Here is a 24,009-nt window from a genome sequence, read left to right on the forward strand (position 1 = left end):
TTTTGTTTTAATTCAGGAGAGTAATAACGGTTTTTCCCTTTTTTGACATTTTCTATTCCGTAGCGATTAATCAATCGGATTAAGTACTTAAGATTTGAAAGGTTCATTCCATATTTTTCTGAAAGTCGCTTGAAGCTGATTCCTTGTTTTCTTAGTTCATAGATTCGAACTTTATCCTCATAAGTTAATTTCATTTAAAAACACCCCAAAAGTTAGATTTTTTTCTGTCTAACTTTTGGGGTGCAGTTCAGAACAGCGGGTCTTTTGTATTCTACAAGTAGGCCTCCGTCCATCATATCAATACGACCAGAAAATTCAAATCCAAAATCTTGTTGTGTAAATTCTTTTTTTTGTTTATCCTCAACACCTAATTTAGATTCAAGAAATAGATAGATTTCATTTTCGAATATAGAAGCGATAGTATCCTCATTGTCACTTTGATGAACACGTGATTTAATTTTTGATACTGAGATAGCTAAATCTTCTTTATATTTTTGAGATTCTAAATACTGATGTTGATTCCTAGATAATTTCATGGGCTAGTCCTTTCAGTTTACTATACTTTATATTATATCAAAAAATTGTGGACAGTATACAAATATTGAAAAAAATTGTGGACAGTATTTTTCAAAAAATCTTTTTTGGAAATAAGACAATAGACATTAACATACCTACTAGCCGTATATGGAAATAAATCTGATGACTACAACCAAATATAATAGTATAATTCCAGCTACTTCAACTTTAGTGGTTACATTGATACATCCCCACCAGAGCTAAAAAGCCACTGTTACCAGTGACTTGAAAAGCCTTTCGCTAAAAGGTTTCTAATCTTTCACGAGCAGAGCCACTACCTCCACGTGTGCTGACGTTATCTTCCTATACTATGAAACGAAATAAAGACCGTCCGAATATTTGAATTAAACCATTAAACGTAACTTATCAGTTTACTTAGTACATCTTCGACATACAAAATAGCAATGAAAATTTTGAGGAAATCGTTCTTACTATTATGCTGGTTTAGTTACTGGCCGCCATACTTCATAGATATACTTTTAAAAGTTTTTATGTGATCTAAAATCCCTTAATTTCGCATTCAAAAACTTGGCCACTTGAATATCGTGGGTATTAATTATTTTTGTTCGATTCGCAGTATCTCCACTCAATTTAGGTTTACGAAAAATATCCAAATTTTCGTATATTAGGTTTTTGACTATGAGTTTATCAAATTCTTCTTTTTCTTGCACTGATTCAAAAACAAGTATCAACTCAAGAAACCTTCTTTGAGCCGAACAAGCTTCTTGGTTTTTTTCGTCAAGAAGAAATTTGTGAATTAGCCATTCTGGACTTCCATCTATAAAATAATTGTAAGAAACATCATTTTTTTGTTCTTTATCAATTGAAAGAATCTCCCACCTAGGACTTGAAGTTGTATATCTACCTGAGTCCATCACAATCAACTCATCCTCATAAATAATTGTCTGATGATATTTGAATTGATAAGACATGAAATAGTGCCTACTGTTCATCATATTATGAGCGTAGTACACATCTTTACTTCTATCTTCAGAATCCTTATCCTCTACAAAAACAAATTCTGGAAATTGCTTATAATATCTTCCAACAGAATTACTCTCCCATCCATCCTTATCTTCTATGTAATGGAGTAATCTATCAAACGGTGATAAATCAATTCCAAATCGCTTTCTCCATAGATATTCAACTTCTTGTTGACTCGCAACGCTATCAATTGGGGTATTAGTATCCTGCCTTCGTGTATATATTGTCCCAGCTGGAATACATGTTTTCCCATCTTTATACTTCTTTTCTAAATAGAAAGGTGTATTATCGGAATTCTTTATGATTAACACATCAATTTCTTTTGAATTAAGAGTTATGGTTTCAATTGTTATAAACGGTACATTTCCACCAGCAAAACTAGTATTCCTAAGCATATCTACAATCATGGCTTGAGTTTTTCTGCCTTCATCATTGCTGACTCCCTTTATTTCCCCATGATCTGATACTCCAAAAATTAAATAGGAATCATTCCTAGAAGGTATGTTAGAAAGGCATAGAATATCATGGATAAATTTAGCCTTATTTTGATGGTATTTTTCTTTGAAATCCCAATACTCGCCTTCTCTTTTTAGACTAATCAGGTCCATAATAGCAGTCTTGGAAAAACTCATGACTAATTGCTCCTTAGTTTTCTATAAAAGATATGTACATACACAATTTACAAGTTTACAAAATCAACTACTCAGAACGATTATTTGTCTCAAATCTCATTGACCCTCTGGTTTTTCAACCAGTATAGTAATTAGCTTCCAGTCAATTGGGATTATCAATATCAATAATTACCGTGCCATTATCTATAGTACTTTGTAATTCATCCCTTGGATTAATTAAATAGGTATAAATTAACTTTGTCAACATTTCTAACCTTCCAAGTCATAAATTTATCAAAATCTTCATTTGAGACTTTTGGTATCAAATCTAGTTTTTATTTATTAATTTGAAAGTTTGCAGTAATGTGTAAGAGTAGCTTCTAAATGATTGACTTGATATAGGAAAAATGTTTAGTCTCGCAAATGCTAAAGACATAGACACTTTCAGTAGCTTTTGATACTCATTGTTATTTTGTAATTTTTTGTAAAGAGATTCAGTCATTATAATATTTTGAGATGCATCTAACAAAAAAAATTCAATGATTTTTATAAAGTCACTCTTATCGCTCTTGCTATATTCTGCTTCTATATTCTCAATTACAATTTTCATTGAATCCTTTGATTCGTTTGGAATTAAAATACAGAAATATGCTGTCTTTAAACTCTTTTCAGGAATTATTGCATAGATAGACTGAAGGGGACTCTCACTCCTAGTAGGATTGGCTGAGAAAAACATAGTTCCACTTGCAAAAAAGTTAGGAAGGAATCCTAAGTCATAATACTTCAATTCAAAATATTGACAAAAATCAGTATAATTTGGTGATTTCTTTTCAAGAAATATATTATCAAATCTATTTTTTAAAACATCAGAATTATGAAAATTTGCATTTTCGCTTATAATCTTGGTCGAGAGTTCCTGTTCAAATAAATATCGACTTTCGTCTTCTTTTGATATTTTTTTAGAGTAATCCCTTTCGATATTTATTTTTCTATTAACGATTGGATTGTGAACTTCGGATTCCAATTGATAATCATATATATAAGAACGATAGAGAAACAAACAAAGATAAGTCTTAAGGTCTGTGTTAAAATCTTTTACTTCGATTGCTTTAAATAGGTCAAAATCATGTTTTTTACAGAATAAAGGTTGAACACCAGAATATTTAATATTAGTATCTATTACCAAATCTAAGACACCTTTATCATAGATATTACCTACAATATGCTTTATATCAGTTGCAAAGACCTTGTTTCCATCGGCGATTCTTCTCAAAAAAGATTTTGGATAAGTATGAGATTCTATAGCTTTCTCACAACAACCAGGATAATGACATAACGTTCCAGATTTATTTTCTTCATAGTAATCAGTTTCGTTAAGCTTTAGAAATATATTGCTTTTCTGTTTATATTTGTTCTGAATAAAATCATTCATAAACTTATCGACTGTTCCAAACTCAAAATTCAAAATGATACCTCCATTTAAAATCCATTCATAAAGTTTGCACACTTTTCTAGCTTTCCCTTGTTTTCACGAAGAATCTCTACAGCTCTGAAGAAACCTTGCTGAAGCGTTTCCTTATCAATATGTCGATTAGTACAGCCTTGAACACTTTTCACCTTATAGTGGTTGTCACACTGCTAGACTAGCCGTTTCCCTCTGCTTGTGGTCAAGTTCTTTCAGCCAAACAGACCTCCACATTATTTACAAAAAAATTCTTGAATCTTGGCTTTTTTTCATCTATCCACCGGTACATATTATTGATGTACTCTCGATTTCTTATGCTACTCATTTTATATTGAAGATCACTGATTTGCCGTTCAAGATTTGAAATCTGTTCTATTTTGCGGTTGATAGCATCATATTCTATCAAAAATCCCTTCAGCGATAGTATCATACGCTGTTAAATTCATATTTTGTGGGGTAGTATCTAGAGTAGATGTATTTATTTTATAACTATTATTTTTTCCCCAATATTTTTATTCTCCATAAATTGAACCTACTATCTATCATTTAACAAACAAAATTCTTAATGAATCTCTAAAGGTATAAATTGACACTCTGAACTATACTAGACAGAAACTTCCGACTTAAATCATAAATTATTTAATTCTTCGATTTAAATCTTCCATGACAGGGTCGAAATCAAAGGTGCGTTGACAATCTGAACAACTATAAAAAGGTAAGTAGGTAGTTGAATTAATATTTAGATATAAGTCTCCCGAACAATCAGGACAGGCTGCTCTATATTCAGAGAATAAGCCAGATTGCTCACGTTGATTAATCGCAAAGACAAAAAAAGACACGTTTTCTGCTCCAGCTTGAAAAAGAGCTTCCGCGCAGGCTTTTAGTGTTGCACCAGTAGTGACAACATCATCAATGACCAGAATGTTTTTCCCGGTTAAATCCTTTGTTACTGTAAAGACGTTTTCTACATTCGTCAACCGTTCTCCAGTGCTTAGATATTTTTGTTTTTCAAAATCCCTTGTCGCAATTAAAAATGGTGAAATATCTTCTAGTTGTTGTAACCATTTATCAGTTCTCGAAAAAATATGGTCAAATATATCACTAAATCTACTTTCCTCTTTAGGACGAGGAGGAACATAACAGAGTGCATCAAGCTTAAAACTACCAGGAAAAGACCCTATTGTTTGGATAATAAGGTCCGAAAGTTTTGTATTAAATTTACCAAATAACTTGCTGCTAGAGCTTTTATTAGAAATAATCGCCTTAGAATATGGGTGTAATTCATGCATATAATGTTTAGAACCATAATATCTCCCCAACGAGAACAGTCGAACTCTCTTAGAATCCGAAATAGGATATAATGAATGAATATATCTACTAATGAATTGACTGGTCGACAATGGGATTTGATTTTCACCAAAATAATTTTTTCCCACAAGATTTTTCGCAATTACTTTTTCATAAAGTTCATCAAAGCTGTAGAGTATAACGTCTGGGGTATTGTCTAATTGCTCATATTTCAAAATATTCTCTGTTATCAAGACGACCCCGCATAATAACTTCATTGAACGTTTAGTAAATCGAGGCTCTTTAGAGACTAAAATAATTTCAGAGGTCCGTGCATTGAGGCGTTCCTTAAAAAGATCAAAAAGAGATAATGAGGGCCAAAGAACCATTTTTACTGTTTCAACTTTTATAATATCACTTTCATCAATAAAACCAGGCAGCCCTTCTAAGTCGGTTAAAAACAGACAATTAAACTCGGACTCATATATTTTCTGAATGTCTCTCCAATCATCGGTAGATAAAAGAGGAAGCTCAGAAATATGGAAAACGATACCTTTTATCTCACTAACATTTCTAAGCAAGTCTATTTCCCCCCTCCTCAGAGATAATATCTAACGAAAAGTCCAAAGGGATAAGCTCAAATTCTTCATCAATATCAAACTCCCCTTTAAAGAAACTACTCTCTGCCAAAATCTTTAGTGCATCGCTAGGATTATGCATCACTTTGGCTCCTTTTTTAACAAACTTCTCTGGCCAAGTTATATGTTTATTTTCTAATGCACTCTCAGGTAGAAGAACCAATCTCCCCTGTTTAAGAGCATAATCAGCTTGAATAAGAGAGCCAGATGTTTCCCCTGCTTCCATAACAATAGTCGCAAGAGACAGAGCACTCATAACCCGATTTCTCATTGGGAAGAACCACCGTTGAGTTTTAGATGCTGGAGAGAATTGAGAAACTACTAAGCCTTTCTTCTCTATCTCTAACTGCACTTCTTTGTTTTCTGCTGGATAGTACTGATTTAAATGAGTTCCTATTACAGCAATAGTATCTAAACTTAAATCAAGCGCTGCTTTATGAGCAGAAACATCAATTCCCTTTGCTAAGCCTGATACTATAGTAATTCCGTTTTTACCAAGTTTTTGAGCTAGCCTAGTTGTGTTGTATTTAGCCTTTTCAGTCGCATTTCTTGAACCAACAAGCGAAACCTTTCGTAATTCGTATAGAAGACTTTTTCTGCCTCTAATATATAAAAATCTAGGTGATTTTTCTGTTGATTCCAGCATATCTGGATAATCGCTGGTCCCCCGTTTTATTATCTCATCTGCTTCTTTCAATTTTGAAAACTGAGAAAAAGCAAACGCATACTCATGATTTAATTGATCTTGATTGATTTTGAAATAAGCGCTATACAAATCTAGATAATCTAAAATAGGAGATGACTCTTTACCTTTATATTCTTCTATAAATGAATCAAAAATTGGCTCAAATTTCCCTTCTGTCATTTTTAAACAGTTTTGCAAAGTTGAAAAATTCAAAGCTTCTTGTTTAATCTTATTATCTATTTTAAACATGTGCCCTCCTTTCCAAAAATCAATTTGTGCCTTATCATTATAACATATTCCATGTCAAATTAATTTATATATGTAAAATTGACTTTAAAAATTTAAAACTTATCTTTAATTATAACATTAAAATAGAAAAAAAGCTGTAGTGACAGTATCTCATTCTGTAACTACAGCCTTATAAATTTACTTCTGTTCCTTCTAAAAACTTAACGGTGATGTTACCGTCTTCTCCAAGACTAATCTTCTCGAGAACCTGGCACATTTTTCTTCCATTGAATTCTTCCTGATTACTATTAAGTGTCTCCTTTAATTTAGCCGCATGGTACCTCTCCAGCTTTTGTTCTTCTCTAAAGTTATCCCACTTATCTCGTAGCTTTTCTTTATTTTCTCGAAGAACCTCTACGGCTCTGAGGAAAGCTTGCTGCAGGGTTTCTTCATCAATATGGCGATTAGTGCACCCCTGGATTCCTTTTACCTTGTACCGGTTATTGCACTGCCAGACAGGACGTTTCCCTCTGCTCGTGGTCCAGTTCTTTCTGCCAAATAGACCTCCGCATTCTTTACAGAATACTTTGCAGGTGAATGGGTTTTGTTCGCACTGGATAATGTAAAAATTGATGTAATTGTCATGCCGAAACTGGTTTCTCCGTTCTATCTCAAGCTGAACCAACTCCCATTCTTCTTTATCAATAATAGCTTCATGGTTGCCTTCGATATAATATTGATTGACTTGTCCCTGATTCTCACTGCGCTTTTTGGTCAGAAAATCAACCGTATAGGTTTTCTGTAAGAGGGCATCTCCCATGTACTTCTCATTCTGAAGCATCCTTTGAACCGTAGTGGGATACCAGTTAGCTTTCCCATTCCATCCTGGAACCCCTTCTTCTTTTAGACTTCTCGCTATACTTTCTGGTGTTTCTCCTTGTAAAAAATCCCGAAAGATTCGTCTGACAATCTTGGCTTGCTCCTCATTGATGACTAGATTTCCATTCTCACCCTTATCGTAGCCTACAAACTTGGTTGTGTTAACTCTTATTTCGCCCCGTTCGAACTTCTTTCGAATCCCCCAGGTCGCATTCTCTGAAATAGAACGGGATTCATCTTGGGCCAAGGAAGAAAGAATAGTCAAGAGCACCTCTCCTTTGGCATCTAGACTGTCAATATTCTCCTTTTCAAAGATAACCCCAATTCCAAGTTCCTTTAATTCCCGGACATATTTCAAGCAGTCTAGCGTGTTTCTAGAAAAACGACTAATGGATTTCACAATGATTCTATCTACTTTGCCTTTTCGGCAGTCAGCTATCAACCGATTAAACTCTGTGCGTTTCTTGGTATTAGTTCCTGAAATCCCCTCATCCGCATAAATATCAACCAACTCGTAGAGAGGATTCTGCCTAATAAACTCTTTGTAATACCGAACCTGGTTCTCATAGCTTGATAGCTGTTCGTCTTGGTCGGTGGATACTCGGCAGTAGGCCGCCATTCGGATTTTCTGAATGTGTTGCTTCTGCTCGACTTGTATCGTTTTCTTTGCTGGAATAACTGTAATATTTTTTGCCACCGATGTTCTCCTCCTTTACCACTGTGGGTTCATGGATACTCCAATCCTGTACTGCACTGTCTGGCACGCGCATGCCGATGCAGGCGACCTTCCCTTCTAGGATGTACTTGCTACAGACCCATACAACCTTTCCTTTGTAGTACTTCTGCCGTTTTAAAGTAGAGCCACAATGCTCGCATTTCAATAAGCCACTCAAAGGATATCGCCGATTGTAATCGATGCTTAGGTTTGCCTTTCTATTCTGTTTCAGACGCTTTTGAACGGCTTCCCAATCTTCTCTGGATACAATAGCTTCATGGTTATCTGTAATCAGGTACTGCTGCACCTGACCTTTGTTGAGCCGTTGCTTGGCCTTGATTTCCGCAAAATAGTATTTTTGTAGGATTGCATCTCCCTTATACTTTTCGTTTTTTAGAATATTGGTAATGGTGCTTGAATACCATCGCCCACCGTCTACCGTAGGAACTTCCTCTTCATTGAATAGCTTTGCGATAACATGAACTCCCATACCAGATAAATAAAGGTTATAAATCCGTTTGACTATTTTAGCTTCTTCAGGATTGATGATTAACTCGCCATTCTCATCCTTGTCATAGCCTAAGAAGCGCTTAGTGTTAATCACTAGCTCTCCTCGCTGGAACTTCTTCTGAAAAGCCCACCGTTGGTTCTCACTCATGTTGCGCAGTTCTTCTTCTGCATAGCTAGCCAGAACCGTAAGCATGACCTCTCCTTCGTTTGATAAGGTATGGAGATTTTGTTCTTCAAAGAAGATATCCACTTGAATAGTTTTCAGTTCCCGGCTTACTGCAAGCAATAACTCAGTGTTTCTGGCAAAGCGAGAAATGGACTTAGTATGAATAACATCAATCTTTCCGGCCCTGCAATCTTCCAGCATCTGCTGAAAACCTGGACGCTTGGCCAGTTTGCCTGAAATCCCCTGATCATAATAAACCCCGATAAAGTCGACATCTTTTTTATTTTGATAGAGATGACTATAGTAGGCTTGCTGATTGGTGAGGGATTCCTGCTGTTTTTCTGTCATGGTTGAAACCCGCGCATAGGCACAAACTCTTATCTTTCCTGGCTTCATCCCATTCTCCTTTCTTCCTTACTATATATCACTCTAAAGGCCAAATTTATCAAGTATTCAGCCCACTCATTCAAGCTTTTTTCTAGTTGAAATGCTGTCTATGTAAAAGGCCTGCATAGACAACCACACAGACCTTGATGGATTATTCAATTCGTAACACTTGACCGGGATAAATCAAATCCGGATTTTCAATTCCATTAAGGGCAGCTAAGTGCTGGTAGTTCGTGCCATGCATGTCCGCAATGGCTGAAAGCGTATCGCCACTTTCAACTGTATAAGTGGTGCTACTAGGTGCTTGAGGATTTCCCGTAACCTGCAAAACTTGCCCCGGATAAATCAAGTCAGGATTGGCAATCCCATTGATTGCCGCTAATTCCTGATAACTTGTTCCATAGAGAGCCGCAATAGCTGATAGGGTATCCCCCTCTTGAACCGTGTAAGTCCCAGTCGACCCTGTGGCTGTTGCTTGTTGCGGCAGTTCTGATCGAGGCTCTGGTACCTGTCCGGTATAAACAGAACGCAAATCCCGATACATATAATTGGAATCTACTCGGCCACTGATACCACCAACAATTCCGTCACTGGTAAACTGCCAAATATCTGTTGGAACAGAACAAGTAGCCACCTGCCACTGAGCTACCCAATTCGTATAACGGGATAAGTCGCCCATATTCTGGAACCAGTACAGGCTCGCATACACACCAGCCCAGTAACCAGCTGCTTCTACATTGTCACAAAACAGTCGGCAGATAGCCGTAGAAGTTTCCCAACTCACACCCCCATTGTTAGCTTTCCAACCGTCTGCATCCTCCATATCAATGTAGAGCGGCATGCTGGGATGGAACTGTCCTGCAAAGTTCAAAAATGCATTGACCTCAGCTTGTGCTTCTCCCAAGTTTCGAGCATAACTGTAATGGTAAAAGCCATAAGGAATACCAACCCGTTCACATTCAGATGCATTTCGTCGTGCACGCAGGTCTTCCGCAAAGCTACCCCAAGACGAACGGATAATGACAAAGTCAACATTGTTTTTCAACTGATCAAAATCAATAAAACCATTGTGTTCACTGATATCTACTCCAAATAATGCCATCTTATTTTTCCTCCGATTTTAATTGTTTCAAAGTTTGTTTGAGTTTCTCTGGAACTGGCAGACCAATCCGTGCTGTATTTTCTATAATACTGAGCCCCTCGTTAGACAAGTAATAGAAAATAATAGCAGTTCGGATGATGCCTCCCTGTTTCAAGATATGAGTATCAATAATCTGCCCCATAGCCACTAGCATCAAAATAACAACTTTTTTAAACAGTCCTCGAAAACCAACTGCACTGGATAGCTTCTTTTCAACAACTGCTGCCATCAACCCACTGATATAATCAATAGATATAAAGACAATCAAGGCAAAAATAAAACCATCCCAATCACCAAAAACACTTCCTAAAAGTCCTCCTACTGTGGAAAACAAGACTTTATTCGCAAAAACTAACTGTTTCATGATGCATTTTCCTTTCTATGCGGTTCGCTCCAGTTGGGATTTCCCTTTTCGTCAAATTGCATGATATAAAAGTTTTTATGAAATAACTCAGACAAATTAATGGTTGGAACTGTCGCACCCCACTGAGTCAAAGCTCCCACTGTTTCGACTTCCATCAACTGACGTCGACCTTCCTTAATCACGGGACGCTTTTGTACTTCTCTGTACATATAAAAATCCTCCCCCTCACTCTTGCAGCGAATGAACTCACCATTCTCGCGCATATAAGTGAGTGCTGCCACCAAATCAAAAGGTTCTGTAATTCTACTTAGATCAGGTAGTAATTCCTTTTCTTCCATCTTTCTTTCCTCCATCTATTTTTAATGGTGTAGTTGCTTCTTTGAGATTAGCTTCCAATTCTTCTTTCTTCTGAAGGAGAACTTGGTAAGCTTCCTCTTTCTGCGTCAATTGAATGGCTAAGAGGTTCTTTGATGTCACCTCATCAGCCAGCTTTCTGGTCAGCTCTTCAATAGTCAAACGAAGAGCCTGATTAATTTCTTCTGGGTTCATTTGTTTCCTTTCTTATAAATGTCCCACTAAGTTTCTGGTATCCCACCAGGCTGGATGCCCTTCACTATGGCTAGCCCTGTATTCATAGAGCGCCCCAATGCTATTAGACATTCGTTGTAATACCTCGTGAAGTGAAACATAATTACCGCTTGTATCTAAATAGAGCCAAACATCGCCTGTATTAATGGTTGAATCCCTTCTGTCCTGTTTCCTGCTCGGACGCAGTTGAAGTTTTCCTGTTGTAGTCATGACCCAACCATCTTTATTATCATAGGCAGAACTGGCAAAGGACAATTCATCCCCAACCAGATCAAGTGAATCAATATTGTACCCATTCCAAGCACGAATACCGACAAAGCCACTATCATTGGAGCTTTCAGTGCCATAACGATTGGATCCAATAACAGTTACACCCGCTCTTCCTTTGCCATCGACATTCCCTGTCGCAAACTTAATAAACTGGGTTGGATAACCAGCTAGAACTCGTTTCAAGGCAGCTTGGTCTGTATAATACAAAATTTGACCCGCATTGAGACTGATTTCCATAGCTCGGTTAATGGCTGTTAGGATACCACCTGATATCTTGTTCGCAGATAAAGTTACCGACTGCACCTGGCTGATGAATGCCTGCTTTGAGAAAAGCTTCCTCAGATAAGCTTCGGTCGCAGATAGCTTGTTAAACAAGGCATCATCAACTTTCAATTTCTCAGCCGTTACTGCTTCTGCACTTAAGATTGCGGTTGTGACTGATCCCGATTCAAAGTTGGCTGTCTTTAACTTATCCACCATGGCAGACTTAATCACAGCATGGTCAATTAAAGTTTGTCCTGTGATATGAGTGAGTCTACCATGGATATGATTTACTCCATTCGCTAATAGATTCAAACTGTTTAGTACTGCCCCACTTGAAGTCAAATGCTGAACCGACCAACTGTTTGCGAGCTGAGTTTGAACAGTAGAAACTTTCTGGGTCAAATCCGTCACCTTGGTCACATAGGAAGAATCTGTCAGGACAATCTGAGCCAAGTTATGTTTGATACTATCTTCCTTTGAGCCAATGAGCCGTGAGTACAGATTAACTGTTTCCTGAACCTTTTGAAAGTCACTGCTGTTGGTCTTGCCATTGACTGCCTGCAAAATTTCTGAAATGCGTCCCTCCACTGTTTGAGAATAGGAGGCAATCTTGGTTTCTGTGTACTGCCGGTCATCCTCTGGAGCTGGACTCGGTGTCGTCGCAATTGTCCCATCTTCCAATTGTGGATCCCGAATATAAAGAACATCGCCAACAAGCCAGCCATTTGAATAACATACCAAGGACCAAAATCTCTCAAACTTCACGGTAAAAGGGTGAACAAACCGATGCCATTCAGTTTGAAGTGTCACGGTCGAAACACCACCTGTCTCAAAACCAAACCGAACAACTACCGACCGACTCGCTTTCATATCAGCTGCATAGACCATTTTCTTTCCTTGCCATTCAGCTCCCCTTAAATCAAAAATGGGCTTATGAAAGCCACCATTTCCTGCTTTGGTACAAGTAGCTTTGAGATAGTATCCACTTTTGGCATTCGTATCCGGTGCCCGTTCAAACTTCCATTCTGATACATTAGACGAGAGGGGCAACAGACCATCAAAATCATAATGACGGATGTAGTTGCGCCCACCAATTTGCAAACTCTCAAAGCGACGATTTAAGCCTTTCACATCTTCTGAATAGGAGGCTTTTGCGACATAGTCCTTGGCTACTTGTTCTCGGACAGTTCTGGCCTGATTGGCTGTTTCCGTCCGTACATACTGCTCCAGTCGTTCCCGTCGTTCACTATCTTTTGAAACATACCCCTGAACCTGTTGGAGAGTTGTTTCAAGACCGGATAGAGTTTGCTTGACTTCTGTCTTACTGACAAAAGTGCCCATTTTCTGAAGAGTTTCTGTTTGAAAAACTTTCAACTCTGCTATTGTTCGATTAGTTACTTCTTGGACTTTGTTCAGAGCTTGCTGAGTGGCTCCTACCTTCCCCAAGGCTTCTTCTGACTTTTGGGAAATCGCTTGAAGCGTGGATTCTGTCGTTTTCGTAAAAGCAGTAAACGAACTCTGAATCTGTTCACGAGTCTGAGCTGCAATTTCCTCTGCCTTTGCTTTTGCCTTTTCAATGCCATCTAATACAATACTCTCTTGCTTCTCAAAAGCTGCATCAAAGGCTCGATTGGCATTTTCTAAGGCTCGTTCAATCATCAACTCTTGACTGACTTTAACAAGATTCAAAATGGAATGTGCTGTAGCAGTTATATTTGAAGAGCTCCCATGGCTACTTACTTTTGCAGCATCATCAAAGGTCAATGAGATATATTCTTTAGTCAGCGCATCATATTCATAAGATACTGCTTGTTTGATGACATCTACATGGTGTTTTCTGCTCTTTAGAGTAATCCAGTCAGCTAAATGAACCGTTTGACCATCTAGCTCATAGGCTTCTATCACAATTGCATCTTGCTCTCGGTCAATCTTATCATGATAGAATTTACTCTCACCCCATTTTTGCAATTCCTCAAGGGTTTTAAGATTGTTATTCGTGAATTCTTTTTCGTTGATATAGGGATAAGCATCAAGCAAAGGACTATCAACAGTCACGGTTAACGTCTTCTCTTCTTTAGCTCCGTCTGGTTTAAAGGTCGAATGAACATGGATACGTGTCACTACAGTTTGCGAACTTCTATTCCGTTTGTATGATTTCAGGTTTTGATGAGTCGTAACAATGACACCACGATTCTCTCCTCTGTGCTCTTGAATGGAGAATGAGAAATTATCTCGAATAAGCTCTCCTTCCCAAGTTCCGACAATAGAATGAGCACCATCTAACAGGACGTTATAAAGCGTAGTTGTATCAGCCGTGTTAAAATCCCTGTGTTTGGTAATATCACTTGTGAAAGAAAAAGGCTCAAGACTTGTCTTAGCCGCCTGGACCATGCTAGACAAGGCCGTCATACAACCTACTTGAGAATTGCCAATTGGCTTGATGGAATGCTGCATGACATCATCCGTAATGTGGTAACACAGAACCTCCACATGGTCATCCATTTCAACTGGTTTCTTAATACGAAAAAGCTGTTCTCCTAATTCAGGGACAGGAGCCTTAATGAGTTTATCTACTTTCAATAGCCGATAAAGATGGCTGTCCGTGATGGGATACTTGAGGGTTAAGGTAAAATCTCCATTCAACGTTTCCTTTACCCTAGCAGATACTGCTTCATAAAGGGGGATACCGTTCCATTTAACGGTCTGTACTTCCTTATCCAATAAATAAAGCATTAAGCCCACCCCCAGACAATCTCAAAACGAATGGACTGAATCCCAGTTTCCAATACGACTCCCACTGTTGTATCTTTTGAAGGGTCAATCGTTAAAAAGTCACCAGACCACTTGATGCTTTTTCCCGATAAGGTTCTAAAACTTGGTTTGTCAGGGTTGTTATCCATCACCAGTGTTTCACCAGACTCTATTTTCTCCAAACGAATAACCTGACTGCCAATCGTAAAACTGGTTTCAGTTGAGGTGTTTCCAACTATTGTCAATTTGGGAAAAGCCAAAGCCGACCCCTTCGTTCGCAGAGCACCATTTTGAGTGAACGACTGACTATCTGTATCTTTAAAGAACTTTGTGGGATGGCATTGGAATGTCGCTTCCATCTCATAAACCTCATGCTTGTCCTTTATAACTTTTGAAACAAGGACCTTATAGCACCAGAGTTGGACTGTTTTCAACTGCTCGCTCTCCAGCCAAAACTGTTCTTTAGAAAAGAGAGTCAAAAACTGAAAAAGTTCTTCTTCACTTGGCTTGACCACATAAATCTTAAATGTCAACTCCATCACATTGCGATGCTTGTTGGTTTCCATGACGGCACCACTGATCCCTCTATGCTCAAGGAGCTGAGTCTTGCTGCTTTTCATGACAATCGGTGGACTGTTTTCTACAATCACCTTAAAAGGGAAAGAGGAAGTATGCACCCCATCAATCACCAACTCATTGTGTCGAATCATATTCCCAATCCTTTCAGTTGTTTTTGCCTAGTGAGTTCATCTGCCAATCTTCCTGCTACATGTTCTGCCAAGCGTTCTAAATCCGCTTCTTCTCTGATCACAACATCTGAAATCGTAATGGTAATCTGCGGCAGAGCATCCAAGGTAGAAGCAATTCCACGACCAATCTGACTCAATGTTTCTCTGTTTAAGGGAAGAACCGCCTCTCTGCCTGCCTCCCCTCCTACTAAGAGATTCGTACCATTTAGGCCAAAGATGGTTGGCTTGGTTAAAATCCCACCCTTGGCATACCATTCAATCCCAATCCGTGGAATATCCCCTTTTAGCCAATCAAGCGGATTGGCCGACCCACTGACACTAAAGTGTGGCAAAGGAATATGCGGCCAAGAGATATGAAAATTAAAGAGACTCTTTATGGCATTGATGGCAGAGGATACGGCATTTTTAGCCCCATCAATCGCTCCAGAAATGGCATTTTTAATTCCATCCCAAATATTTCGAACAGTTGAGAAGATGTTGTTTAGGATATTTGATATGGTCTGCAAGATACCATTCCAGATATTAGATAGTGTGCTTGCAATCCCCTGAACAATCCCTGTCACCGTGGATTGAATGGCATTCCAAATGGATGAAAATAAAGAAGAAAGGGCTGATAGAATATTTGAAACACTATCTCTGATACCGTTCCAGCTATTCACTATAAATTGCCAGATGGCATTAAGAATGGTGCCAATGATGGACTGAATCCCTTCCCATACGGTAGATACAATTTGCTTAATGGTTTCCCAGGCACCAGACCAATCCCCAGTAATTACCTGCATGACCAATGTGATAATGCTAAGAATAATATTTAGGACTGTTTCTATTATCGTCTTGATAATATCCCAGGCTGTTGTGACAACGAGCTTTATATTCTCCCAAACGGCTGTTAGATAAGGCCCAATTAAATCCATAATGGTGGTGATTACAGTCGAAATGGCATTCCAGACTGTCGTTGCAGTATCTTGAATCAACTGGTGATTTTCCTGCCACCAAGAAACCAAGATTCCCCAAATTTCCATCACAAAGTCTACGACTTGTTGAACGATGAAAGAAATAGCTGAATAGATAGCATTCCAAGCTTCAGTAACAGCCGTTCTGAAAGCTTCATTATGTTCCCATAGTTCCTTAATACCAATGACCAATAAAGCAACAGCCGCTATCACCGCAAGTACAATCCCTACAATCGGAGCAGCCGCAGCTAACATCCCTCCAATCGTCGTCCCAAGAGCTAAAGCTGCAGCTTGTAAGGCTACAATAATGGGTAAGAGAATACCCGCAACAGTCACCAGTCCACCCACAACCAGAATGAACTCGCGCACAGGTTCCGGAAGATTCAAGAACCATTCCGCAACACTTTTTAAAAGCGGAACAAGTTGTTGGAGAAACGGAGCTAGGGTTTCTGCAATCGCTCCTCCAACTTCGGCCATGGCCTCTTTAGCTGCATTTTGAGCTAAGGTGAACTGATCAATAGGGTCAAGTGTTGCTTCATAGGTGGAAGCAACCACTCCCTTTGCTTTTTCTGCGGTTCCCGCTAAATCATCAAAAGATAGAGCCCCCCGCTTAATGGCATCCACCATCCGTGGAGCAGCTTTAGTACCAAAGATACTGGATGCAAGCGTTAAGGCTTCCGTTTCACTAGTGCTGCTTCGGATTTGTTCGACCGTTTCTTTTAAGCCTTCACTCAGTGTCTTTCCTTTAGCTGCATAGTTGACTGCTGCTTTGGAGAGAGAAGAAAGAGCAGCCGAAGAATCGACCCCACTTTTTTCAAACTGCCCCATAAGAGCCACGCCCTCATCAAACGAAAGTCCTAAAGCCTTAATTTGTGGAGCACCTTGAATGGCTTTGGTCATCAAATCCTGAACGCTGACACCAGTCGCCTGGGCCGTATAAGTGACAGTATCTAAGACTCGATTTAAATCAATCGTCTCAAGTCCATAAGCTTCAATAGCTTGTTTTGCAGAAATAGCTGATTCCGTCACGTCCGAACCATTAATTTCCGCATACTTAATCAAAGTCGCAGAAGCGTCCTTTAAGGCATCACCAGTCAACCCAAATTGGGTATTAAGCTCACCAACAGCACTGCCCACTGTTTGAAAGTCCGTTGGAATTTCAGTCGCAAGACCTTTTGCAATATCTGTCATCTCATCCAGCGCTTTTCCACTGGCACCAGTTTTGGTGACGATGATATCCATCCCTTCGTCCACTTCCCGAAAAGCTTCCAGTGTTGCTTTTCCGAAGTCAATCAGTTTCTGACTGATTTCGCTCAGTTTTTCACTGAAGTTGGCTAGAATCTCAGACCTTAGTAGATTGTTAGTTTCTGCTAAGCTGTGGTTGGCATTATCACTTGCCCCACTCATGCTGCCCATCTCATTTTGCAAATGATGATAAGCCGTCTTGGTTTCATTGAGAGACTTCTCTAGCTTATTGGCTTCAACTGAGTTCTCACCGTATTCAGCCTTGGTCAACTCTAACTGTCGTTCTAAATTGGCAATCTGTTTCTCGACAATCTCTGACTGAGCCGCAACCTTTTTCTGAGCAAGGGCCAGTTTTTCAGATTCACTGGCATTACGACCTAGCTGACTTTCTTGCAACTTAAAGGAGGAAGCGACTTTCTCACTCTCTGATGCTAGTTGATTTTGTTCAGCTCCTAAAGCAGCTAGTTTACTTTTGTTGCTGGTGACACTGGAGCCATTTTGCTCCAAAGCTCGGTTGACACCCTCTAGCTTATTTTCATAGCTTTTGAGAGTGTTCTGAGTGATTTCGACCTCTCTTTGAAAAGCCCGATACTGATCAGCTCCGATTTTCCCGCTTTGAAACTGAGCTTCTACCTGAGATTGGGCTTGACGTAGTGTCTCTAGCTTCTCTTTGGTTGTTTGAACTTGCTTGGCTAAAACCTCTTGTTTCTGAGTTAAGAGAGTGACATTGCCTGTGTCAAATTTTAGTGCCTTATCAATTTGTCTCAGCTCTCGGCTTGCTTCTAAGGCTTCGTGGTTCACCCCTTTTAGAGCTTTTTGTAAGGGCTGGGTATCGCCTCCAATTTCAATTGTGATTCCTTTAATCGTTCCAGCCATACCGTCACCTCCTTACCACCACATCAAAAATTATCAAAGTCTACCTGCGTAGCCTTGCGAGTTCTATCTGCTTCTTTAGTACGCACTTCCACATAGTCTGTCTGATAGTCCAGTGCCATGCCAATCGTTATCTCTTTTAAATCTGACATGGATAGTCCTGTCTCTTTACAACAGTGAAGATAGGATTCTACCGTGAAGGTTTCGCTGCTCGCTTCTTCCGACGCATCGACTTTTTTCTGGTTGTCATCCCTTGATTTAACAATTCCATCAGAACCGGTCCTACTGTTTGAAGCGGAAATTCTTCTAAGCCCATAAAGAACTCTTCAAAAGGTTCAATAGATGGGTTAGCTGATTTGGCAAAAACCCAAAAGAGCCGGTGGAAAAACGTCATATCAAAATCCGCTAACATGCTCATATCCACATCAGATGCAGATAAAGTTTTGCCTTCTTCTAGCTGTTCAACTTTTTTTAGAATCGACTCAGCCTGCAACATTTGAAACAGGTCCTGGAAATAATCTTTTCCAAATTCTTTTTTATAGGCAATTGGTGTGTAAGCATTGGTCGCAAGCTCAATTTTCTTACCTGATAACTGAATCGTTTTCCGCATGATTAACCTCCCGGTTTCACAGTTGGCTCATAGACTTTTGTAAACCAAGTCTTTTTGACATCTTCTGGGGTATCCTCTGTGGTCCTGCGACGGACGATTTTATCCAGCGGCCGAGGACTGGCTTTGAATTTCAATTCTACTTCGTTGATGTCTGAACCGCTCTTTGTTTTAGAAGCAACGGTTGGCCGGCTTGCATAACAATAATAGAGCACATGAAGCGTTTCTTTCTTATCCCCTTCAAAGCGAAACATTAAAGCAAAGTTTTTCTTTTCGCTGCTTGCAATTTCTGAGATGACTTTACTCTGGGCATCGATAGTTTCTCCCAACACTCGGGTCAAAAATTCCTGTGTCAAAAGAGCCAGTTTCAGAGTTCCTTCATAGCCATCATTGGATTCTGTCGTATAAAAATTGATGTTGTCTGCTTTATATGAACCAGAATCGCCTTGTGGCTCCAAGGTCAGCTCTGCGGCACCCCTAAGTCGCTCCACTGCTCCGTAGGTCAGCGACCCATCATCTCCTTCTTTGGTCACTTCTGCCCAATGGACATCCTGCAAACCAAAGGTGACTTTATTTTTCTCCATCGGATTTTTCCTTTCTATTGACTTAAATGATAAATAACCTGATACAGCTTTTCTGTATCCAGATAGGTTTCTTCCTTGTCAAAAAAGAGAGAATGAATGTCGAGTGCCGCTTCTATTTTCTCTTCTAAACCAAGGTCTTTTTTCTCGGTATAAAGCTCCAGTCTGACTTGACTTCCTTTGTGATAAGCCAGATTATCTGCTCCATAATTCTGAGAAGCAGGAAACCAATACACCAAAAAGGGAGGAGCTGGACTATGCCCCTCCTCAAAATGGTGGTAAGCACAGGACAAACCTAGACTGCTTAAAAATGGAAACCACTCATCTTTTTTCATAACTTCTCCTTCAAGCGCTCTTCAAATTGTCGAATCATCTTTTCTTCAACAGGAGCAATATGCCGAATTCCTTCAACCCTACCACCGCCTCGTTTGGCATGACCATTTTCTAAGAGATGCGTCAGTCCTGGTGTTCGATTATGAATCGTTTTTGTCAAAGCTAGATTCGTTTCTTTAGTCGCGGTAGAGGTCCATCCTCGAGCATATTTTCCCCGATTTTTTGGAGAATGTTGCTTTAACTCATTGACGGCTTCCTGCGTACTGTCTTCCACCACTGCTTTCACTGTTTCAGTAGACCTTTCAACATAATCTTCTAACTCCTTTTGAACAACCCGAGCTAGGTCAGACGGGTCAATTGTTGGCATATTGTACCTCCTCTGTCGCATCTATCAGGATTATCTTCTGAGGATAAGTCAACGAATCAATGGCCTTGATATTATAAACCTTATTATCAAAGCGAAGACGAGTGGTTTTACTATCCAACTCTTGAATAGCTGGGTCATAGCGCAGCGTAAAGCGTAACTGATGAATATTCTTGACCATTACTGTTGCAGTGCCTTCCGTTTCAAGAAGTACCTTGCAGGAACACCACCTAGAAAACAATTGCTGCCACTGACTGCTTTCATTGCCAATAGCATCTTTCACAATGACTCGTTTTTCAAAGAAAACCCGTTTGCTTAATGGAGCTATCTTCATCAGAACACATCCCTTCTGTGAGCAGAAAGAAGAGCCTTGAGGAGTTCTACCAAACTCTCCTGCCCTCCTTCTTCTCGGTGCTCGTAAAGATAAGCTGTCCCAAACAAAACAATCGTCTGAAGGAAGTCAACTTCTTTCTCCTCCGTCACTTCCTCCAGATTCTTGCGTAGGATACTGGAACACAACTCTTCACTGGCAGAAATCATGACTTGAATCAAGTGGTCATCCTCTGAGTGTTCAACCCTTAGATAGTTCTTTGCTTCCTCCAAACTAATCTTCGTGAGAAGCCTCATTTCATGGTCAAAACTTTAACCGCTTCATTCAGAATTAACTTACCATCCACACGCTGACTAGCAAGGAAGCCAACTTGACCACTTTCTGCATAGAGCTCATTCAGACGCTTAAAGGAACGTCCTTGACGGTCCGCAATCCAGTAGTAAGAAAAGTCACCGAAAGCCAAAACTTTCTTACCTGTATCAATCGTTGGTACAAAGCTAGAGGTGAAATAAGGACGATTCAGAATCATATCTGGTACACCAGCTTGAACAGATGGCTGCCAGATATAGTTGCCATTATTGTCCTTGAGTTTCCGTAAGGCTTTGACAGTCGAATCGTTCAAAATCCATACTGCATTTTTCCGATAAGGTGATTTAAGCGAGTGATACAAATCCATGACATCGTCAAAGGTAATCGTCGCACCACCACTAGTCGCCCCTTCAGTGACCGTTTGAAAAATTCCAGTTGGCTTACCTGTTCCATCACCAATCAGAAAAGCTTCTTCTTCCTTCACACCAATACGACGAGCAAATTCATTAGCCATATAGCTTTCCAAATCAAAGACGGAATCATAGAGCAGCTCATCAGAAATCTTAATGGCTGTTCCAACCTTATGGGAACCAAGCGTTACTTGACTAAAGGTATCTTCTGATTCCTTAAACTTAGAGTTCTCATCCATCCAAGTGGCTTCACCGTTCCCTGACACAACTGGAATCTTCCGCTCCCCGCTTGAAGTCTGAATGACCGTTGCAAGACTCCGCATGAAGTTTTCTTCTTGAAGAGCCTGAATCAGGCGTTTCTCATATTCATCTGGAACCAAGTAACCGCCACGTGAGTCGTCTCCAATACTGAGGGTATTTTCGATATCATAGAAGTTTTTCTTGCGGATATTGTTCCAAAAAGCTGTGTTATAGGCTTTAGAGGAACGTCCGCCTTTTGGATTTCCTCCGCCTACAGTTGGATTGGCAACAATCGCTTGACTAACCGGACTGGCTAATTCCTTATCCAGTGCTTCCTGCCGCTCCAAGCGTTCAATCTCTTTACCAAGGCGAACAACCTCATCTTCCATTTCTTCATAACGGGCCGTATCTTCTACAGAAACCAGCCCCTTATCATCCCGACAGGTATCCAGAAAGCTTTTTGCTTTCTCCCATACCTGTGCTCGTTTTTCCCGCAATTGTAAAATTTTACTCATGGTTATTCCTTTCTTATTTCAAGAGTGACAACCGTTTCTCTAACTGAGAAACTGGTGTTTTGGGCTGAGGTTTTTTATCAGCCAATTTTAAAAGCAGCTGGTTGGTCACCGCTGCTCGACTAAACATCATACTTTGAACCATCCCATCTTCATGAGGTGCAGGCTCATACAAAATAGAATCCGCAAATCCAAGTTCAAGAGCCTTCTTAGCATTAAACCAAGACTCAGCATCCATCAAGTGGGATAGCTGTACCCGAGATAAACTAGTCTTAATTTCATAGGCATTGAGAATGGACTCTTTGACTTCCGATAACATAGCAATGGCCTTCTCCATTTCTTTAGAGTCGCCAATTGCGACCGTCATCGGATTGTGAATCATCATCATAGCTACCGGACTCATATTGACTGTGGTTCCCGCCATAGCAATGACACTGGCTGCCGAAGCTGCAATGCCATCAATATTGACGGTCACGTCATCTTTGTAGTCCATTAACATGTTGTAGATTTGGGCTGCCGCAAAGACATCTCCACCCGGTGAATTAATCCATAAGGTCAATGGACCACTGCCACTCATGAGTTCATTCTTAAAGATTTGTGGAGTCACATCATCATCCACCCAGGATTCACTGGCGATTGTGCCATTTAGATGCAGTACGCGCCCCATTTCATCCTCGCTGAAATTCCAAAATTTATTCATGACTCTCTCCTTCTTGATTTGTTTTCATAAATCCTCCTGCATCCTTTAACTTGGTCATATTTCCATTAATGAGATAAAGGTCACCACCTTCTTCTGACGGTATAGGGTTAAGTTCTTCTAACTTCCTGATGTCATTGGTTGATAGCCAACCGTTTTGTCGGCCAATCGCATAGCCATTCATCCGACTTTGGTAATCCCCACGAAGCAAGCCGTCCACATTAAATTTGATGAAATGGGTCTTCTTCTCTTCCGGCAGCAGCAAACTTTTCTTAAGAGCCTGTTCAAACCGAACCACCCAGGGGTCCAAGGTATACTTAACAAACTCAAGGGATTGCTGTTCAATATTAGAAAAACTGGACTTCTCTAAATCTCCTACCATATGCGGTGGAATCCGAAAGAGACGTGCAATCTCATTGATTTGAAACTTGCGGGTTTCCAAGAACTGTGCTTCTTCAGGCGGTATCCCAATTTGCTTATAGCTCATCCCTTCTTCCAGGACAGCTACCTTATGAGCATTTCGTGTCCCCTGATAGACTGCATTCCAAGAATCTCGCACCTTTCCAGGGTCTTTTAAGATACCCGGGTGTTCGAGAACTCCACCGGGGTTAGCACCGTTGCTAAAGAAACTAGCGCCATATTCTTCACAAGCAAGCGTCATCCCCACCGCATTCTTCGCCAGAGCAATCGGAGAATAACCAATCAGACCATCAAACCCTAAGCCTGGAATATGAAGTACCTCTTCTTGTGATAAAACAATGCTTCCTTTTTCCTGAAAATTAGGATTGTCTTCCTCATAACGATTGTAAACATAATAGAGCTTCCCCTTCTCACTTCGATGAACGCTCATCTGATCCGGTAGCAAAGGATACAGTCCAATCACCTGACCTGAACGGTCACGAAGAATCTGAGAATAGGCATTTCCCCAGATCAAGAGATGGCTCATCAAGGTTTCCCGAAAGACAAAAGATGTCATGTCAGGATTCGGCTCATCATGCAAAAGCGTGTAAAGGACATGTTCCGTATCCTTTGCTTTTCCTCCTTCGGTGTATCGATAAACATGAAGAGGTAAAGATGCAATGGTCTCTGACAGAATCCTTACGCAGGCATAGACCGCTGTCGTTTGTAATGCCGTCCGTTCATTGACCGTTTTCCCACTCGTGGTTCGACCAAAGAGTAGCGAAAAGTCATTCCCTTCATACTTATTTTTGGGCTCTCCCCTCTGTCGTTTTAGTCCTAATCGTTCCAATATTCCCATAGTCATCTCCTTTTCTAGGCATGAAAAAAAGCACCTCG

The 24,009-nt window shown here is 39.9% G+C and carries 24 protein-coding genes and 1 pseudogene; all 25 read right to left on the bottom strand.

All coding sequences use genetic code 11. The features are described 5' to 3' along the window. A pseudogene (locus MK370_RS08130) lies at nucleotides 1-194 on the bottom strand (IS3 family transposase); the annotation flags it as partial. Between the two features lie 18 nt (nucleotides 195-212). Then, complete coding sequence (locus MK370_RS08135; RefSeq protein WP_268684880.1) at nucleotides 213-536, bottom strand: hypothetical protein; 324 nt, start codon at nucleotides 534-536, stop codon at nucleotides 213-215. A 519-nt stretch (nucleotides 537-1,055) separates the two neighbouring features. Continuing rightward, nucleotides 1,056-2,192, bottom strand: coding sequence for a helix-turn-helix domain-containing protein (locus MK370_RS08140; RefSeq protein WP_268684881.1), 1,137 nt, complete (start codon nucleotides 2,190-2,192; stop codon nucleotides 1,056-1,058). 307 nt (nucleotides 2,193-2,499) lie between these two features. Then, nucleotides 2,500-3,636 carry a hypothetical protein gene (locus MK370_RS08145; RefSeq protein ID WP_268684882.1) on the bottom strand — a complete coding sequence of 379 codons (1,137 nt, stop codon included), beginning with the start codon at nucleotides 3,634-3,636 and terminating at the stop codon, nucleotides 2,500-2,502. A gap of 635 nt (nucleotides 3,637-4,271) precedes the next feature. Further along, the gene (locus MK370_RS08150; RefSeq protein WP_260467790.1) at nucleotides 4,272-5,504 is read right to left on the bottom strand and encodes a ComF family protein; all 1,233 of its coding nucleotides are present in this window, start codon (nucleotides 5,502-5,504) and stop codon (nucleotides 4,272-4,274) included. Then, nucleotides 5,497-6,495: a DNA-processing protein DprA gene (gene dprA, locus MK370_RS08155; protein ID WP_125347254.1), complete on the bottom strand. Its 999-nt coding sequence runs from the start codon at nucleotides 6,493-6,495 to the stop codon at nucleotides 5,497-5,499. Before dprA ends, MK370_RS08150 begins: the two co-directional genes overlap by 8 nt. A gap of 169 nt (nucleotides 6,496-6,664) precedes the next feature. Next, nucleotides 6,665-8,029 (bottom strand): recombinase family protein, encoded by a 1,365-nt coding sequence (locus tag MK370_RS08160; RefSeq protein ID WP_419153000.1) that lies wholly within the window; start codon nucleotides 8,027-8,029, stop codon nucleotides 6,665-6,667. Continuing rightward, nucleotides 7,917-9,140 carry a recombinase family protein gene (locus MK370_RS08165; RefSeq protein ID WP_268684883.1) on the bottom strand — a complete coding sequence of 408 codons (1,224 nt, stop codon included), beginning with the start codon at nucleotides 9,138-9,140 and terminating at the stop codon, nucleotides 7,917-7,919. Before MK370_RS08165 ends, MK370_RS08160 begins: the two co-directional genes overlap by 113 nt. A gap of 142 nt (nucleotides 9,141-9,282) precedes the next feature. Next, complete coding sequence (locus MK370_RS08170; protein WP_125347256.1) at nucleotides 9,283-10,233, bottom strand: LysM peptidoglycan-binding domain-containing protein; 951 nt, start codon at nucleotides 10,231-10,233, stop codon at nucleotides 9,283-9,285. Nucleotide 10,234: 1 nt separating this feature from the next. Further along, complete coding sequence (locus MK370_RS08175) at nucleotides 10,235-10,636, bottom strand: phage holin family protein (protein ID WP_101771486.1); 402 nt, start codon at nucleotides 10,634-10,636, stop codon at nucleotides 10,235-10,237. Then, nucleotides 10,633-10,974: a hypothetical protein gene (locus MK370_RS08180; protein WP_002904770.1), complete on the bottom strand. Its 342-nt coding sequence runs from the start codon at nucleotides 10,972-10,974 to the stop codon at nucleotides 10,633-10,635. Before MK370_RS08180 ends, MK370_RS08175 begins: the two co-directional genes overlap by 4 nt. Next, a complete protein-coding gene (locus MK370_RS08185; protein WP_101771487.1) occupies nucleotides 10,949-11,185 on the bottom strand; it encodes a hypothetical protein in 237 nt (78 codons plus the stop codon). The genes MK370_RS08180 and MK370_RS08185 overlap by 26 nt, the downstream gene beginning before the upstream one ends. A 12-nt stretch (nucleotides 11,186-11,197) precedes the next feature. Further along, nucleotides 11,198-14,491, bottom strand: a complete 3,294-nt coding sequence (locus tag MK370_RS08190) for a phage tail spike protein (protein WP_268684884.1) — start codon at nucleotides 14,489-14,491, stop codon at nucleotides 11,198-11,200. Beyond that, the gene (locus MK370_RS08195; protein ID WP_125347258.1) at nucleotides 14,491-15,219 is read right to left on the bottom strand and encodes a phage tail protein; all 729 of its coding nucleotides are present in this window, start codon (nucleotides 15,217-15,219) and stop codon (nucleotides 14,491-14,493) included. Before MK370_RS08195 ends, MK370_RS08190 begins: the two co-directional genes overlap by 1 nt. Beyond that, nucleotides 15,216-18,332 (bottom strand): phage tail tape measure protein, encoded by a 3,117-nt coding sequence (locus tag MK370_RS08200; protein ID WP_268684885.1) that lies wholly within the window; start codon nucleotides 18,330-18,332, stop codon nucleotides 15,216-15,218. Before MK370_RS08200 ends, MK370_RS08195 begins: the two co-directional genes overlap by 4 nt. Nucleotides 18,333-18,355: 23 nt before the next feature. Further along, entirely contained in the window at nucleotides 18,356-18,481 is a 126-nt protein-coding gene (locus tag MK370_RS08205) for a hypothetical protein (RefSeq protein WP_001281455.1), read from the bottom strand. 38 nt (nucleotides 18,482-18,519) lie between these two features. Then, a complete protein-coding gene (locus MK370_RS08210; RefSeq protein ID WP_002906244.1) occupies nucleotides 18,520-18,939 on the bottom strand; it encodes a hypothetical protein in 420 nt (139 codons plus the stop codon). 2 nt (nucleotides 18,940-18,941) lie between these two features. Beyond that, nucleotides 18,942-19,520, bottom strand: a complete 579-nt coding sequence (locus MK370_RS08215; protein ID WP_002906242.1) for a major tail protein — start codon at nucleotides 19,518-19,520, stop codon at nucleotides 18,942-18,944. Nucleotides 19,521-19,534: 14 nt separating this feature from the next. Next, nucleotides 19,535-19,852 carry a hypothetical protein gene (locus tag MK370_RS08220; protein WP_002906240.1) on the bottom strand — a complete coding sequence of 106 codons (318 nt, stop codon included), beginning with the start codon at nucleotides 19,850-19,852 and terminating at the stop codon, nucleotides 19,535-19,537. Next, nucleotides 19,849-20,217: an HK97 gp10 family phage protein gene (locus MK370_RS08225; RefSeq protein WP_002906238.1), complete on the bottom strand. Its 369-nt coding sequence runs from the start codon at nucleotides 20,215-20,217 to the stop codon at nucleotides 19,849-19,851. Before MK370_RS08225 ends, MK370_RS08220 begins: the two co-directional genes overlap by 4 nt. Further along, nucleotides 20,204-20,548 carry a head-tail adaptor protein gene (locus tag MK370_RS08230; RefSeq protein ID WP_002906236.1) on the bottom strand — a complete coding sequence of 115 codons (345 nt, stop codon included), beginning with the start codon at nucleotides 20,546-20,548 and terminating at the stop codon, nucleotides 20,204-20,206. Before MK370_RS08230 ends, MK370_RS08225 begins: the two co-directional genes overlap by 14 nt. Further along, entirely contained in the window at nucleotides 20,548-20,841 is a 294-nt protein-coding gene (locus tag MK370_RS08235) for a head-tail connector protein (protein ID WP_268684886.1), read from the bottom strand. The genes MK370_RS08230 and MK370_RS08235 overlap by 1 nt, the downstream gene beginning before the upstream one ends. Continuing rightward, nucleotides 20,838-22,019 (bottom strand): phage major capsid protein, encoded by a 1,182-nt coding sequence (locus MK370_RS08240; RefSeq protein ID WP_000036012.1) that lies wholly within the window; start codon nucleotides 22,017-22,019, stop codon nucleotides 20,838-20,840. Before MK370_RS08240 ends, MK370_RS08235 begins: the two co-directional genes overlap by 4 nt. A 13-nt stretch (nucleotides 22,020-22,032) precedes the next feature. Beyond that, nucleotides 22,033-22,716: a head maturation protease, ClpP-related gene (locus MK370_RS08245; RefSeq protein WP_268684887.1), complete on the bottom strand. Its 684-nt coding sequence runs from the start codon at nucleotides 22,714-22,716 to the stop codon at nucleotides 22,033-22,035. Continuing rightward, nucleotides 22,709-23,971: a phage portal protein gene (locus MK370_RS08250; protein WP_268684888.1), complete on the bottom strand. Its 1,263-nt coding sequence runs from the start codon at nucleotides 23,969-23,971 to the stop codon at nucleotides 22,709-22,711. The genes MK370_RS08245 and MK370_RS08250 overlap by 8 nt, the downstream gene beginning before the upstream one ends. Between the last annotated feature and the right edge of the window lie 38 nt (nucleotides 23,972-24,009).

This window comes from Streptococcus sanguinis (assembly GCF_026781265.1).
Classification (GTDB): Bacteria; Bacillota; Bacilli; order Lactobacillales; family Streptococcaceae; genus Streptococcus; species Streptococcus sanguinis_T.